This is a genomic window from Paenibacillus sp. RC334 (assembly GCF_030034735.1).
In the GTDB taxonomy this organism is placed as follows: Bacteria; Bacillota; Bacilli; order Paenibacillales; family Paenibacillaceae; genus Paenibacillus; species Paenibacillus terrae_A.
Window position 1 is genome coordinate 3,347,656 of record NZ_CP125370.1, and the last position, 15,859, is coordinate 3,363,514.

The 15,859-nt window shown below is 45.5% G+C and carries 15 protein-coding genes and 1 pseudogene; 2 read left to right on the forward strand and 14 right to left on the reverse strand.

Features of this window, described 5'->3' with window-relative positions; all coding sequences use genetic code 11:
* Positions 1-96 precede the first annotated feature (96 nt).
* Positions 97-306, reverse strand: coding sequence for an XRE family transcriptional regulator (locus tag QMK20_RS15360; RefSeq protein WP_283652301.1), 210 nt, complete (start codon positions 304-306; stop codon positions 97-99).
* Here QMK20_RS15360 and QMK20_RS15365 point away from each other — a divergent pair.
* Positions 205-1,422 carry a DNA-binding protein gene (locus QMK20_RS15365; protein ID WP_283656359.1) on the forward strand — a complete coding sequence of 406 codons (1,218 nt, stop codon included), beginning with the start codon at positions 205-207 and terminating at the stop codon, positions 1,420-1,422. The genes QMK20_RS15360 and QMK20_RS15365 overlap by 102 nt on opposite strands.
* Before the next feature lie 509 nt (positions 1,423-1,931).
* On the opposite strand, the gene QMK20_RS15370 is transcribed toward QMK20_RS15365, so the two are convergent.
* The 3 genes from QMK20_RS15370 to QMK20_RS15380 all read right to left on the reverse strand — a co-directional run bounded on the left by QMK20_RS15370 (position 1,932) and on the right by QMK20_RS15380 (position 4,310).
* Complete coding sequence (locus QMK20_RS15370) at positions 1,932-2,249, reverse strand: hypothetical protein (protein ID WP_283652302.1); 318 nt, start codon at positions 2,247-2,249, stop codon at positions 1,932-1,934.
* Positions 2,250-2,359: 110 nt separating this feature from the next.
* Entirely contained in the window at positions 2,360-4,060 is a 1,701-nt protein-coding gene (locus QMK20_RS15375) for a methyl-accepting chemotaxis protein (RefSeq protein ID WP_283652303.1), read from the reverse strand.
* Positions 4,061-4,181: 121 nt separating this feature from the next.
* Positions 4,182-4,310 (reverse strand): TetR-like C-terminal domain-containing protein, encoded by a 129-nt coding sequence (locus QMK20_RS15380; RefSeq protein ID WP_283652304.1) that lies wholly within the window; start codon positions 4,308-4,310, stop codon positions 4,182-4,184.
* A gap of 349 nt (positions 4,311-4,659) precedes the next feature.
* Here QMK20_RS15380 and QMK20_RS15385 point away from each other — a divergent pair.
* A pseudogene (locus QMK20_RS15385) lies at positions 4,660-5,108 on the forward strand (SDR family NAD(P)-dependent oxidoreductase).
* A gap of 126 nt (positions 5,109-5,234) precedes the next feature.
* Here the strand turns inward: QMK20_RS15385 and spo0A are convergent.
* The 10 genes from spo0A to xseA all read right to left on the reverse strand — a co-directional run bounded on the left by spo0A (position 5,235) and on the right by xseA (position 15,857).
* Positions 5,235-6,038 carry a sporulation transcription factor Spo0A gene (gene spo0A / locus QMK20_RS15390; RefSeq protein ID WP_283652305.1) on the reverse strand — a complete coding sequence of 268 codons (804 nt, stop codon included), beginning with the start codon at positions 6,036-6,038 and terminating at the stop codon, positions 5,235-5,237.
* A 216-nt stretch (positions 6,039-6,254) separates the two neighbouring features.
* Positions 6,255-7,415 (reverse strand): SpoIVB peptidase, encoded by a 1,161-nt coding sequence (gene spoIVB, locus QMK20_RS15395; RefSeq protein WP_283652306.1) that lies wholly within the window; start codon positions 7,413-7,415, stop codon positions 6,255-6,257.
* Between the two features lie 123 nt (positions 7,416-7,538).
* Complete coding sequence (gene recN, locus QMK20_RS15400; protein WP_283652307.1) at positions 7,539-9,257, reverse strand: DNA repair protein RecN; 1,719 nt, start codon at positions 9,255-9,257, stop codon at positions 7,539-7,541.
* Between the two features lie 60 nt (positions 9,258-9,317).
* Complete coding sequence (gene ahrC / locus QMK20_RS15405) at positions 9,318-9,767, reverse strand: transcriptional regulator AhrC/ArgR (RefSeq protein WP_014282217.1); 450 nt, start codon at positions 9,765-9,767, stop codon at positions 9,318-9,320.
* Between the two features lie 16 nt (positions 9,768-9,783).
* The gene (locus tag QMK20_RS15410) at positions 9,784-10,260 is read right to left on the reverse strand and encodes a hypothetical protein (RefSeq protein WP_283652308.1); all 477 of its coding nucleotides are present in this window, start codon (positions 10,258-10,260) and stop codon (positions 9,784-9,786) included.
* A 153-nt stretch (positions 10,261-10,413) separates the two neighbouring features.
* Positions 10,414-11,265, reverse strand: coding sequence for a TlyA family RNA methyltransferase (locus QMK20_RS15415; RefSeq protein WP_283652309.1), 852 nt, complete (start codon positions 11,263-11,265; stop codon positions 10,414-10,416).
* Positions 11,266-11,340: 75 nt separating this feature from the next.
* Positions 11,341-13,239 carry a 1-deoxy-D-xylulose-5-phosphate synthase gene (gene dxs / locus QMK20_RS15420; RefSeq protein ID WP_283652310.1) on the reverse strand — a complete coding sequence of 633 codons (1,899 nt, stop codon included), beginning with the start codon at positions 13,237-13,239 and terminating at the stop codon, positions 11,341-11,343.
* Positions 13,240-13,347: 108 nt separating this feature from the next.
* On the reverse strand, positions 13,348-14,271 hold the full coding sequence (locus tag QMK20_RS15425) for a polyprenyl synthetase family protein (RefSeq protein WP_283652311.1): 924 nt from the start codon (positions 14,269-14,271) through the stop codon (positions 13,348-13,350).
* Positions 14,243-14,503 carry an exodeoxyribonuclease VII small subunit gene (gene xseB, locus QMK20_RS15430; protein ID WP_283652312.1) on the reverse strand — a complete coding sequence of 87 codons (261 nt, stop codon included), beginning with the start codon at positions 14,501-14,503 and terminating at the stop codon, positions 14,243-14,245. The genes QMK20_RS15425 and xseB overlap by 29 nt, the downstream gene beginning before the upstream one ends.
* Positions 14,493-15,857, reverse strand: a complete 1,365-nt coding sequence (gene xseA / locus QMK20_RS15435; RefSeq protein WP_283652313.1) for an exodeoxyribonuclease VII large subunit — start codon at positions 15,855-15,857, stop codon at positions 14,493-14,495. Before xseA ends, xseB begins: the two co-directional genes overlap by 11 nt.
* Positions 15,858-15,859 lie beyond the last annotated feature (2 nt).

The following is a 15,859-nucleotide window of genomic DNA, read 5'->3' on the forward strand; positions in this document are numbered from 1 at the left end:
TGCAATGGTGGAAATGGGAACGTACTTTAAGCTTGTGTAATTTCCCTGTCATTCAGCATTCCTCCTTCATATATAACATGAATCATCTTTGAACGCCTATTTCGTAAATGTATCATCAATACCGAGCAATTCATAAACTAATCGCCTATATCGTTTAGCTTTGCGGGTTCCATGGATTAGATTCGATAGGCGGGACGTGGGAATTTGGTAAGTCTCGCAAAAGGTTTGTTGATCCATATGCCTTTCAACCAACTTCTGCTTAATCGCCCATCCAAAATCAGTTACAGTATGTTTATTGTTATTCAAAAGACTCCTTACGACTGCATAGCCGTCGTTCTATCCCGTATGCTGGAAGATTTAAACCAGCTTGAGTTGGTATTTGAAATCGCGGAGGAATTACATCATTCAGATAAACCGAAGGAAGCTGTTCCTTTCTATGAATACATAGTGGAAAATGAGAAATATCAGCATTCGGAGCGTTTAGCCATAAGCCACTATAGGCTTTTTCGTGCTGCACTTGGTCAGAATTTGGAAAAGAACCGTGAAGCAGCGATACGTTTTGCGCCTTTTCGTAACCTTTTACCTGTAAACTATCAATTAGATGGTTATTATAAACTGACAGGTACATCGTTTAATCAGCATAAATGGGATGAAGTCGAGGTATACGCTGATGAATTCCAAATCGTTGTAAAAGCTGCATACAATGATAAAATACGTAGACTAGAAAGCAAGAAGAAGGCTGAACCACTTGTAACAGATCATCCTTTTGTTTTTTATTACGGATATAGTTATCTCTCGAAGTCTACAGCCCTTCAAAAGAAGGGAGAATATGAGGAAGCAAAAAAATACATTTCAGCCTACGCTGATCTGAGTTGGATGCAAGGTTTACATGCAGATGATCGAAAACAAATAGAACAATTTAAATTATGGGCGGTAGGTAATAGATACACACTCGACTTACTTTCAGGCAACATGGCGGTAATCCCCGGTTACATACAATATTTAAAAGAGCATCCTGATGAAATACTAGCGGGGCTACTTACTATTTTAGAATCAGCGAATAAATATGGATTTCTTGTGGACGAAACATTAGAAGAATTCCGAGAACACACTTTAGGATTTGACCAGCGTAACGATATGACACACAGTACTTATTATTCCTCTTTTCTCCAAGAGCTTGCGATCTATAATTTCAAAATTCAGAGGATGCATGAGGGCCTCAATTGCGCCTTGCATTACCTAATATTATCCATTATTATGAATAACGACAGTGATTTCAAGCAAAGTGCTACAATGTTTGAATTTTACAAAAAGTCTGCTTCCCCTGAGCAAAAAAAAGAGTACGAAAAAATTATTAAGGAGGAATGGAACCGTGAAAAAGTCTCTAATTATTCATCTCATTCTGACTTTTGGACTACTTAGTTTAATTCAACCGATATGGTAAACCTCAACTAATGCTAAAGATAGTATCACAATAAATAATCATGGAATGAGTTAAAATACTGCACTTCGCTTATAGCAGAATACATCTATTTCTAAAATGAAACCTCGTTATAAAGACACTTCATTGGACTACATTCTAATTTACTACCAAAAAAGTTAAGCTCATCCCACTTTCAAAATTCGGGATGAGCGTTTTAGCATTCAATTTCATTGATTCTAATGTATGACTTGGATAATAAGCATTAATTCCTAGCTAAAATTATTTTCAAAGTTAGATTCATTCTCTAGTTTATAATATTTCAAATTCAAATGCCCCTGTCATTCCGTGTAATACATCACATGTTATAAACACATTGGAGGATCTTACTGGTAAGAGACATAATCTAACCGATATGCTGGAATATATTCCAAGTAACGCAAAAGACGATCACACTCCTGCTTGATAGAGGGCGATCGTCTTCTGTTTTTTTGCTAAACTATACTTTCTCTTACTCCCCTCGATAATAAAAATCTACGAACCTTTTCGTCAACGGATTAAACTTATCAAAACGTTTTCGATGCGTTAAAAAACCTGATTTATGAACTTGCTCTGCCAATGCTTCTACATCTTCAAATCGCTTAAAAAACGGTAGCGTATACGCGTCGATGTCTTCAACAATCTCTTGGACCACCCGCCCCCTTTCTGTTTCCGTAGACACATGGTAATCGTAATCCTTGTTTTCCGTATACTTCTTGGTCAGAGCAATCAACTCACTGTGAAAACAAGACCCTGTACCGCACTGTTTTTTTATTTCTTTGGATTCCACGATTATGTAAACTTTTGTTCAGTATTGGATTGCCCCAAAATAAAAAGAGACAGCGTGTTATTACACACACCGTCTCTGCTGAATCCCAGCTTGATTTATGTTGATCTGAGTTATACTTTGAATTTGCCGATTTGTCCTTGCAGGTCCTCTGCCATGGTAGACAGGTTTCTTGCAGCTGAAGCAATTTCCTCCATGGATGCCAGTTGCTCTTGTGTTGCAGCAGACACATGTTGTGTTCCTGCTGCGGCTTCCTCAGCAATCGCTGAAATTTGTCTGACAAAGCCTACAACTTCATCCGTACTTGCAGACATTTGCTCTGAGCCAGCGGATACCTCTTCAATCTCACTCGCTACTTTATTAACTGTTTCCTGAATCAGTTCAAAGGATGCACCTGCATTCTGCACGACTTCCCGACCTGTCATGACATCTTTTCCATTGGACGCTACAGCCTCGATCGCATGGGCAGTGTCCTTTTGAATCAAACCAACAAGTTCCGTAATTTGTTGAGCAGAATGAGCCGATTGTTCAGCCAACTTGCGCACTTCGCCTGCAACTACAGCAAATCCGCGACCGTGTTCTCCTGCGCGGGCCGCTTCAATCGCAGCGTTCAGAGCAAGAAGGTTGGTCTGACTCGAAATATTGGTGATTACATCAATAATCTTGCCAATTTCATCTGAACGCTCTCCCAATCCAGCCATAAGACCAGCCAATCCCTCCATGGAGTGATTTACAGCGTTCATCTGCGTAACAGCCTGTTGAATCATCTGGTTACCTTCAGCTGATTTGTGGGCCGCATCCTGAGCAGATGCAAATACATTTTGCGCACGAATAGCAATTTGTTCTACACCGATGGACATTTCCTCAATAGCCTGGGACGACTTTGTCACCATATCCACCTGTTCGCCCGTTCCTGTAGCTACTTCTTGTACCGTTTCGGTTATTTGTGCAGAAGCTTGGCTATTTTGCTCTGCGCTGGCTGTCAATTCTTCCGAGGAAGTGGTTACCAGTTCAGACGTCTTACTAACCGATTGAATCAGTTGGCGAAGGTTCTCAACCATGGCATTAAAGGAATGTGCCAACATGCTGATCTCGTCCTTGCCCTTCACAATTATAGCTTCACTTGTTAGATCACCCGATGCAATGCTTTCAGCAGCACGACTGATTCGCAGAATGGGTTTAGAAATAATTTGGGCGATGATGATTGCCACAATCAGTGCCAATACAATAGCCGCAATACTCAAAACGACGACCATTTGTCTACCTGAGATAAAGTTGTCAACGCCTTCTTGTGTAATCTGTTTTGAGCCATCTGAGTTCAGCTTGATGAGCTGAAAGATCATATTGTTCGCGCTATCCCATAGCGCATAGGACTCTTTGTGCAGAATGCTGGATTGAACATAATCGTTAGCTTTCCCTGCTGCAATCACCTCTGGCAACTTATTCAGATAATCTGCATATTTTTTGGAGAAATCATCATACATTTCACGTTCTTTAGGAGTAGCAATTAATTTTTCATATGTTTTCCGGCCGCTCTCGACCTTTTTCAAAACCAAATCGTATTCCGCCTGAACCTTCTCCACCTCTCTCGGGTCGCGTTCTACAATAATATTCAAGGAAAGCCGTTCTACATCAGATACATCGCCGTTTAGCGTTCCCAGGATAGTCACACTTGGCATCCAATGGCTATCAATTTCCATCGAAGTGTCACCCAAGTTTTTCATTTTTGAGATGGATACCAAACTAATGATAATCAATAAAGCAATTACCGCAAGAAACCCCAATAACAATTTTGCTCGGATGTTAAATTTCATACATTCGCCCCTCAATTTCTTTATAGTACATATTATATCGACATGAATCGACACATTGTTTATATCAACTTAAAGAGATTTTTCAGAACTGTTTCCAAAAGGAAAATTTTACTTGTGATGATTAGTGAAGCTGATTCTGGTTTGTTTTATAAACAGCGTGGGACGTGTTATGTTTCATGATTTCCAGCAATTGTTCCGCCATATAGCGAGGGGAATGCTTAAAATCTTCATTTACCCATTCTATGATCATCCCCAAAATAGCGTAGGCGTAGTAACTAGCTTGGGATATCCGTTATGGTAATGTCCTTTAAATCTTTTTCTTTTAAAAGGAGAACTATAGATTCCCTTAATAGTTTTTTCGTTCTTCGAATGCGTTTATCCTCAACTAATTTTGGATTAGGCATGGAGCATCACCGTTAATTTAAAATTTATTTACACAAGGCAGAAATACTGTTCAAAAAGCAACAAATTCCTGCTTATTTGCTGATTTTTATTCATTAATAAGTATGATTATACTATAAATAAGGTATAACTGTACTTTATTGAACAAGTGTTTAACGAAATGAATTACACTTAACTGAACGTGCGGAGGGATCATCATGAAACTTCAAGGTAAGGTGGCAGTAGTCACAGGATCAGCCTCTGGAATGGGTAAGGAAATAGCCATTTTGTATGCTAAAGAAGGGGCTAAAGTGGTTGTATCTGATATCAATGTAGATGCGGCAAACTTGACTGTAGCAGACATTAAATCCAATGGCGGAGTCGCTACTGCTATTGTAGTTCGGAAGGTCCTTCCTATTTTCACGGACAAAGGTGCCGGGGTCATTATTAATGTTGCCTCACTTGGCGGATTGCAAGGCTCTAGAGCTGGTGCAGCTTGTATATACATGCCGTTGTTGGCCTGACTAAAAATGTAGGCTTCCAATACGCTAATAAAGGCGTACGTTGTAACGCAATCGCTCCTGGTGCTGTTTCCTTGCTTCGGATGATTCCAGCTTTGTGAATGGGTACCGTCATTACAGCCGATGCTGGTTGGTCTGCTTATTAAAAGATGTAGGTAATGTAAAAAAACCAGTCCAAACACGAAAGTGTCGGCTGGTTTATTTGTTGTACTACGTAAAATATTTAGCTCTGCGAACCTTCTTTATTCGCTTACTTTCCCTAATTAACCCTTTCAGGACACCTTATTCTCAATCCGAAGCTTGTCAGCTACCATCGCAATAAACTCTGAGTTGGTCGGCTTGGATTTGGAGATATTAATGGTGTAGCCGAACAGATGAGAGATGCTGTCGATGTTGCCACGTGTCCATGCTACCTCGATGGCATGACGAATGGCGCGTTCCACGCGGGATGCCGTCGTTTTAAATTTTTCGGCGATTGCGGGATATAATGTTTTGGTGATGGCACCCAAAATTTCGATATTATTGTACACCATAGTAATGGCTTCGCGTAAATATTGATAGCCCTTAATATGAGCTGGCACACCGATTTCATGGATAATGGCCGTAATACTGGCATCCAGGTTTTTCGTTTTGCCCATTGGCACCACATTAGACCGCATGGAAGAAACCGTCACCGGACTGCTGCTGACTAATTGTGGTCCCACCAATTGACGAACACGGTTGGCAAGCACTTCCATGTCAAACGGCTTCAAAATATAATAAGATGCCCCGAGCTGTACGGCTCTTTGCGTAATATTTTCTTGACCGAATGCAGTCAGCATAATGATTTTCGGCTGTGGAGACAGGTTCATTTCTCTCAAGCGCTCCAATACGCCGAGACCATCCAGATGAGGCATGATAATATCTAAAATAAGTACATCAGGTACGTTGCGGGATTCTGCGATGTGTTGGAGCACTTCTTCACCATTATAGGCGATTCCTGTAACTTCCATATCCTCCTGATCGGAAATATATTCGGCAAGCAGATTCGTAAATTCCCGGTTGTCATCAGCCAACAATACCTCAATTTTTTGCAATGTACTTCCTCCTTATTGAGTGTTATTCAGTTGGTACATCAGTTTACAGCAAATAAATATTTCTTGTCGGAGTATATGATTTCGACATCGAATTATGAATCCCTTCTGTCGAAAATTATTTTTATTTATTTTTTTTATGGTTTCCATTATAATTAATTATTTAACTTGCTATTACGAGTTTATTCTTGGCCTTTCGACAAAAAAATCTTAAGGCCACTAGCTCGCCTTAAGATTAGAGGATGATTTCAAGCTTACGTTATTCTGCATGATTCCTGCATCGCGCAGCATCCATTCAATAAAGCAGCCGTAGCCTGATTTCGGATCGTTAACAAATACATGCGTCACAGCCCCTATGAGCTTCCCGTTTTGAATAATTGGGCTTCCACTCATCCCTTGTACAATTCCCCCGGTCTTATCCAGCAGCTTTGGATCTACGATACGAATAACAAGTCCTTTGGTTGCCGGTTTATCCTGTTGAGAAATGTGTACGACCTCTGCCTGAAACCGCTGAATCTGCTGACCTTCCAGTACAGTCAAAATTTCTGCAGGTCCTTCCTTTACTTCATTCGCAAGTGCCACAGGAATCGGCTTGGAATACAAACCATATTGCGGCTCATCTGACATCTTCCCAAAAATCCCGAAGTTCGTGTTTCGTTCAATATTACCTAACACCCGATGATCCTTGAGAAAATGTGCGCGTTTTTCCCCAGGTTCACCACTTTGACTTTTCGCAATTGACGTCACATTGGATTGCACTATTTCCCCGCTCCCCACAACAATGGGGGTCTGGGTATTCATGTCGGTAATCACGTGCCCCAAGGCCCCGTATACCCCCTGATCCGGTGCGTAAAAGGTCAAGGTGCCTACACCCGCAGCCGAGTCCCTAATATACAGTCCAAGCCGCCATGCTTTGTCATCACGATCATAAGCTGGTGTTAGCTTGGTGGAAATCGTCTGCTCCCCTCGGCAAAGCGTGATGTCGAGCGGCTTTTTGTTCTTGCCTGCTTCCTCTACAGCCTCCGCTACCCTTGTCAGGCTATCCAGCGGTTTGCCATTCATATGGGTGATCCGGTCACCGAGACGAATTCCGGCAGTCTCTCCAGGTGACACCTTGCGGTCCATACTTTCCTGAATGACATGATGACCAACGACAAGCACTCCTGAAGATTTTACTTTGACCCCGATCGTCTGACCCCCTGGATACACCTTCAAGTCGGGGATCATGTTTTCTTGAGGCTTCTTCACTGCATGGGAACCGAATAATTCCAGAGAAGCTTGTGAAGGCAGCGCTGCATGCACATGCTTGGCGTTACCGATACAACAAATAAGAAAAACAAGCAAAAGACCGAGCAATTTGATCCTGGAGTAAAAATTCAATGGCTGTCACGCTCCCTTTGCTTCTTTCGCTTGACGAGTAAAGGTGGTCGCCAATTGCGTACCTATAAGGTAACCTTGCCCCCAGGCTTTTATAACTGTTAATCATTACGCCAGCCGCTCTTTTCAGGCTTTCTTTCCTTCCGCCAAATTCAGCATTTCCTGTGCGTGATGCAAAGTTTTTTCGGTAATTTCCACGCCGCCCAGCATACGTGCCAATTCCTTTACACGTCCGTCCTCATTTAACGCTTCAATTTGCGTCATTGTACGTTCGTCATGAACATTCTTCTCGATAAGGTACTGGTGATCCGCCATACATGCCACCTGCGGCAAATGAGTGATCGAGAATACCTGACAGACAGAAGACAAACGATACAGTTTTTCGGCAATGGATTGAGCGGCGCGACCGCTTACCCCGGTATCCACCTCGTCAAAAATGAGTACCGGAATTTGATCATGACGTGCAAAAATACTTTTCATCGCCAACATGATACGGGACAGTTCACCACCCGAAGCAATTTTGCCCAGCGGACGAAGCGGCTCCCCCGGATTCGGGGAAATCAGAAATTCTGCATTATCGATGCCCTGCTTGGTTGGTCGTACCCGCCGACCTTTATATTCATATCCGCGCGGATCTTCAATCGGATCAATACGTACCTTGAGTGACGTTCTTTCCATTTGCAGATCCTTTAGCTCCTGCTCTACCTGCTCGGCCAGCTCTTCAGCACAAATTTCACGCGCTTCTGTAAGCTCTTCTGCAATCTGAAGCAAATCCGAAAGCAACTCATCCCGCTTTGCAATTAATTGCTCCAGCCGTTCATCCTTATTCTCCAGCATATCGGTTTCCTGCTCAATACGGCTATAGTATTCCAAAATCTGCTCTATACTATCACCATATTTTCGCTGTAACCCTGTAATTTGATTCAGACGTTGCTCCACTTCATGCAGCTTGCCCGGATTAAATTCAATATCCTCACGGTATGAACGTAATTGGAACGCCGCATCCTCCAGCTGGTAAAAAGCAGATTGAATCTGCTCCGCAATAGGCTGAAGGCTTTTGCTGTCGTAGCTTTGGACATCATTCAGTCTGGACAACACGTTATTGATCATATCCAGTCCACCTCTGCCACTTAGCAGATCGTAGGCTCCTGATATCCCATCCATCATTTTCTCACTATGGGATAGCTTGACCCGTTCTTCTGTCAATAATTCATCCTCTCCCAATTTAAGCTCGGCAGCGGCAATTTCCTCCAACTGAAATCGATACATGTCCAATAACTGATAGGCCTTTTGACTGGAACTTTGCAGCTCCCGTACTTCTTTTTCCGCTTTGACAAAAGCATTGTAGCGCTCTCTGTAAAGCGTTTTGACCGGACCGATGACCGAATCACCGAACGTATCCAGCAACGCCAGATGGCGGTCTGCACGTAGCAAACTTTGATGCTCATGCTGACCGTGAATATTGACGAGCTGCTCACCCACCTCACGCAGCATCGTTAAATTGACCATTTGACCGTTAATCCGCGATGAACTTTTGCCTTGAACGGTCAGTTCCCGCCGAATTAATAGATGTTCTTCCGCATTCGCCTTGATTCCTTGCTCTTCTAACGTTGCCCAAACCGGATGCTTAACCGGCAGCTCAAACAGCGCCTCCATCTCTGCTTTATCACACCCATAACGGACCAGATCGGCGGAACCTCTGCCTCCAGCAATCAGACCGAGGGCATCAATAATGATCGATTTACCTGCGCCTGTTTCCCCGGTCAATACGTGGAACCCTTTATAAAAATGAACATCGACAGCCTCTACAACTGCCAAATTTCGTATAGATAAAGTGACCAGCATCGTTCTTTCACCTCTATGATGTACAAATTCAAACGTCTAAATAGGCCTAAGAAATCATGTTTAGGAAATGTAGCCCATAAGACGATTCACAATGGCCTCGCTGTTCTCTTCTGATCGGCAAATAATCAAAATGGTGTCATCCCCGCTAATGGTACCCATAATTTCAGGCCATTCAATGTTGTCCAATAATGCAGCAATCGAGTTCGCCGTTCCCGGAAGACACTTCATCACGATCAGATTGGTCGTATAATCAATATGTAAAAAGTTGTCGACCAATGTACGTTTCAGTTTCTGCGCCGGGTTATATCGCTGATCTGAAGGCATCGAATATTTGTACCTGCCATCATCCATCGGAACTTTAATAAGCAGCAGTTCCTTGATGTCCCTAGATACAGTGGCTTGAGTGACCTGAAAACCAGCCTTGCGTAAGGCTTCAACCAGATCGTCCTGCGTTTCAATTTCCCGTTGTGAAATAATTTCCCTGATTTTAATATGTCGTTGACCCTTCATAAAATCCTCCTATGGATTAATCCTCATATTCCTCTTCTTCGATGTCTTCCGCCAATGTAATAAGGCGGATATTTCGTTCGTCCGTATCAACGTACAATACGCCCGCACAGCCCGGATAAAGCAGCAGATAAGGCATAAGCCTGTCCCGCAAATCAGGACCATTCCACTCCATCGGTTTCTTGCGGCGTGACGTTTTGACCATATATGTTGAACCATTTCGCACAGCCACATAGTCTATAAACAAACGGCTATACATGGTATGTCCATTCACTTTAAAAGCAAGCGGTATTTTCATTTTTCCGCCCACCAGCTCATAACCCGCGTCTTCCAGCAAGTCCACAGCAGGCCCTTCGTCCAACTCCTCGTTAATCGGTATAGTCTTTAATACAAGCGGTCCCGGCTCCTTTAACCAGGTACGCAGGCCGTAAAAAGCCCATACCGCTAATATTACGCCGATCACGACAATGATAACCGTATCATATCGCGTGTCCATGAATCGATCACCTCATGGACATATTCTAGGACAGAAGGTGGAATCCCTTTTCTTCTGTTATTTCATTATAAGCGAACATGAGTTCGTTAATCAATCCCTCACACCAAAAAGAGGTTCCCTTAAGTTCACAGAACTCTTGAGAACCCCTGAATGTTACTTACGCGACGGACCATTATTGAAGGTCTGCCCTGCTTCCTGAACAGTAAGGTCAATTAACGGACGGAAATCAACGCTTTCCTGTTGCGGGTCAGCAATAGCAGGCTTATCCAAACGCCAATGTGCCAAAAATTCAATATTGCCTTCTCCACCGGTAATAGGAGAATAAGCCAATCCTTGCAGCGAAAGTCCAAGCTCGTGCGAGAACGTCAGGATGGTTTGCAACACTTCTTTGTGCGTTGCAGGATCGCGGACGACGCCGGATTTCCCCACCTTTTCACGTCCGGCTTCAAACTGTGGCTTAATCAGAGCCACAATGTCAGCAGGCTGACGCAGCAACGCAAGCAATGGTGGCAAAATAATGCGCAGCGAAATAAATGAAACATCAATACTTGCAAAATTCGGTACAGGACCGTTCAAATCTGCAGGTGTCATATACCTGAAATTCGTTTTCTCCATTACGCATACCCGTTCGTCATTTCGAAGGGACCAGTCCAGCTGATTATATCCCACGTCAATGGCATATACATACTCCGCTCCATGCTGGAGGGCACAATCCGTAAAACCTCCGGTGGATGAGCCGATATCCAGCATCGTTCTGCCCTTCATATCCAGCTCGAATTGACGGATAGCCTTTTCCAGCTTCAACCCTCCACGGCTTACATATGGATGCACTGCACCCTTTACTTTAAGCTCGCTGTCGCGTGGTACCTTCATACCCGCCTTCTCGATCCGTTCACTGTCGGCCAGTACCAGACCTGCCATAATTGCGGCTTTGGCTTTTTCACGGCTTTCAAAAAAGCCTTGCTCTACAAGTAATACATCAATGCGTTCCTTCGGAACAGACATGTTAATCTCCCTTTAAGGCAGCTACGCTGCTCTTGTCATACTTTTTCATAAATATCAACGTTGTCGCAAATTCCCCTATACCGATTGTCCCATGCCATACACTGGCTCGGAAGCCCATTTGCGAAGCTTAAGGCACACAGCTTCAATGGTAAGGCCCGCTTCTGCGCGTTGCTCCTTGATCGAGCCATGCTCCACAAACATATCGGGAATCCCCATCAGACGCACCTGTGCATTTTGCATTTCTTCTTTGGCGTAAAATTCCAGCACGGCGCTACCCAAGCTTCCCGCTTCAGAAGCTTCTTCCAAAACGATCAGCTTCGTATGCTGGCGGGCCAGCTCACGCAGCATATCCTCATCCACAGGCTTAAGGAAACGCGCATTGACGACACCCACTTGCAAGCCTTCGCGTTTCATTGCCTCCGCAGCCTCTGTCGCCACCTGGAGCATCGGGCCTGAAGCGATTACAGTGTAGCCCTCACCCTTGCGGAGAAGCTCCCAACTGCCGATGGGTATAGCTTTCAGTTCTGTGTCCAACGGCACACCAACCCCATTAACACGAGGATAGCGATAAGCAATCGGACCATCGTCGTAATCAAGCGCTGTTTTCATCATATGGCGCAGCTCGTTTTCATCCTTAGGCATCATAAGCACCAGATTGGGGATATGACGTAAAAATGCTACGTCGAACACGCCATGGTGCGTTTCTCCGTCAGCCCCCACAAAACCGGCACGGTCAATCGCAAACATCACATTCGCATTATGACGGCAAATGTCATGTACAATTTGATCATAAGCACGCTGCATAAAAGTGGAGTATACCGCAAATACCGGCTTCATCCCCTCCATTGCCAACGCAGCACACATAGTAGCCGCATGCTGCTCTGCAATGCCGACATCAATCATCCGTGTAGGGAATTCCTTGCTAAACGGCACCAGTCCCGAACCACCAGGCATGGCAGGCGTAACCGCTATAATACGTTCGTCCTTTTCAGCCAGCTCAATCAGCGTCCGTCCGAAAATTTCCGTATACATGGGGTTGCCCACAGCCTTGAGTACCTGACCGGATTCCATTTTGTATGGACTGATTCCGTGCCATTTGTGTGAATCTGCCTCCGCAGGCTTGTAACCCTTGCCCTTAATGGTTACGACATGCACCAACACAGGGCCAGTGACGTTATCAGCCTGCTTGAAGGTTTCGATCAGCTTCGGCAAATCATGTCCGTCGACCGGACCGAGATACGTAAGCCCCAGCTCCTCAAACAGCACGCCCGGCACCATCATATATTTAAGACTGTCCTTAACACGGCCAGCCGATTTGGCAAGTTTACCGCCGATAGCAGGTATTTTTTTCAGCAAAACTTCCAGCTCATCCTTTGCTCGCAAATAATGACGGTCCGAGCGGATTTTGCTCAAATAATTATGCATGGCCCCAACATTCGGCGCTATCGACATTTCGTTGTCATTCAGAATGACCATCAAATTTTTACGTTCATGACCAATATGGTTCAACGCTTCAAAGGCCATGCCTCCGGTTAATGCTCCATCTCCGATCAACGCAATAACTTTATTGTCCTCGCCCTTCAAATCTCGTGCCAAAGCCATCCCCATTGCGGCTGACAGAGATGTGCTGCTATGACCAGCTTCCCAGACATCATGCTCGCTTTCGCTTCTTTTTACAAATCCACAAAGTCCATCACGCTGACGAAGAGTATCAAACCGATCCATTCGCCCTGTCAATATTTTGTGTACGTAGGCCTGATGCCCAACGTCATAAATCATCTTGTCCTTCGGGCTGTTATAGCAGTAATGCAGGGCGATTGTGAGCTCAACCACTCCCAGATTCGATGCCAGATGCCCCCCAGTCACGGACAGCTTCTCAATCAAAAAGCTCCTGATTTCCTCGGCTAGAGAAGCCAGCTCCTCAACCGACAGTGATTTCAGATCGCCCGGTTGCTTTATGTGTGGAAGCAGCACGCATATCTCCCCGCTTTCCTTCAAGTTTGTGTGTAAAGTTAACAAATATTATATCACACTTTGTGATCTTGCTTAAACACTAGACAAGCCAATGATGCCTTAACCGCACTAATGATCACGCTTCATAAGATAGTCCGCAATCTCTAGCAAACGCGACGAATCCGGTATACCGCCTTCTATTAACGCTTTTTTGGCAGATGCCGTGAGTTTCTCTACTTGCTGCTGGGATGCCTCCATACCGATAAAAAACGGATAAGTTACCTTTTCCTGTACAACATCACTTTGCGTTTTTTTACCCATTTTGCTCTCATCGCCTATAAGATCCAGTATATCGTCCTGAATTTGAAAAGCCAAACCCAGGTCTCGTCCAAATTGGCGAAGCGCTTCTAATTGATTCTTGTCCGCTCCGCCGATCCGTCCACCTGCCAAGAGGGAGAAAATGATCAAATCTGCGGTTTTATGGAGATGGATGTATTCCAGTTCCTCGATACCTGTCATCCCCTGCTCGCCGGACATATCCGCGACCTGACCGCCTACCATGCCCCGTGCCCCGCTCATTTCGGACAGCTCCTCCACGATGGACAGTAGCGCATCGGAGGAAACCCCGTGACGCCGACCTGCTTGTACGACGCTATGAAAGGCATGGGTCAGCAATGCATCCCCTGCAAGTACAGCAACCGCCTCACCGTATACCTTATGATTCGTCAGTTTGCCCCGGCGATAATCATCATCATCCATGGCTGGTAAGTCGTCGTGAATCAGGGAGTACGTATGTACCATTTCTACCGCACATGCTACTGGTAACGCGGCCTCCCGGCTTCCGCCGAATGCTTCGGCAGCTGCGATCACAAGCAGAGGCCGCAGGCGTTTTCCGCCTGCGGTGAGTGAATAATTCATGGATTCACGGAGAACGGCGGGAATGCTCCAATGAGCTGGGAATTGCTCGGTCAATGCAGACGAAACCGCGTCCACCGTCCCGGTCAAATATTCCTTGAACGACGATCTATTCAACGCCTTCACCACCGTTTTCATCTAACCCGCTGCCGAAAGGCTTCTTGCGCAAATCTCCATCCTCTTCCACAATCATTTCAATTTTACGTTCAACTTGCTCCAGCTTCTGACTGCAAAGCTGAGACAGCTTCATGCCACGCTGGAACAGATCAATGGCTTGCTCCAGAGGAACGTCTCCGTGCTCCAGTTGTCCGACAATTTCTTCAAGAGCGGCCATGGCCGCTTCAAAATTCAATTCCGTTTCATTCGCCACCGTGCTTCGCGTCCTCCTTCATTCCCCATACTTGGCAGTCCAACTGCCCGTCACTCACTTTAATCTTAATGGAATCTCCCGGCTGTACGTCTTTTAGCGACTTGATCAGCCGTTTCTCTTGCTCATCATACACAAGGCTGTAGCCTCGCGACATGACCTTGAGCGGGCTAAGTGCATCCAACTGACGAATACCCGCGTGCAGCTGCTGTCGTCCCGTCTTGGTAATAGCACGCATTGCAGTCTCCAGCTGACGCTGTGCCGCATCTGTCTGCTTGTGGGCCGACCGGATTTGTTCGCGCGGGTTAAACCGCTCCAGCACCTGACGCATACGCGCGTTCTTCTCTGCGTTCAAGCGCGAACGGTTACCTGCTGCACGGATGAGCCGCTGATGCAACATATCCATCCGCTCCGCATGCTGTAGCATATAGCGGCGCGGGTGCAGCAGCACCGGGGAGCGCCGAAGCCGGATCAACCGTTCACGGCTGGTTTCCAGCCGTTGACGGAGCGCGTTGCGTAATCGCTGTTCCCGCTGGAGCAGCTGATCTCGCAACTCTTGCTGATGAGGCACAGCCAGCTCGGCGGCAGCGGTCGGCGTAGCCGCACGCAAATCGGCCACAAAATCCGCGATCGTAAAATCCGTTTCATGACCAACAGCCGAAATGACCGGAATCCCCGATGCAAAAATGGCACGCGCAACCGCTTCCTCGTTAAACGCCCATAACTCCTCCAAAGAGCCACCGCCCCGCCCGACGATCATCACCTGAACCTCCTGCATACGGTTCATGGCTTCAATCGCCTTAACAATAGCGGGAGCAGCACCTTTTCCCTGCACAAGCACAGGATATAACATAATTCCAGCCTGCGGATATCTCCGTTGAAGCGTCGTGATAATATCGCGTACGGCAGCTCCGGTTGGTGAAGTAATGACACCAATTGTCGTAGGGTGAGCAGGCAGATTGCGCTTGCGAGCGCTGTCGAACAGCCCTTCAACATCCAGTTTTTGCTTGAGCTGCTCATATGCAAGGTAGAGACTTCCGACGCCATCAGGCTGCATCTGGGTTGCATAAAATTGATATTGTCCATCCCGTTCGTACACAGATACGTTTCCCCGGGCAATAACACGCGTACCTTCCTTTGGTACGAAGGGAAGCCGCTGATTATGGGTTGCAAACATAATCGAACGGATGCGGCTGCCCTCATCCTTGAGTGTAAAGTACATGTGACCACTCGAATGATGCGTAAAATTAGAAATTTCCCCACGTATCCATACGTCGGACAGCACCTGATCCGATTCCAGCTTCATCCGGATATAGCGATTCAAGTCCTTAATAGAGTAAATACGCTGTTCAGCCACAG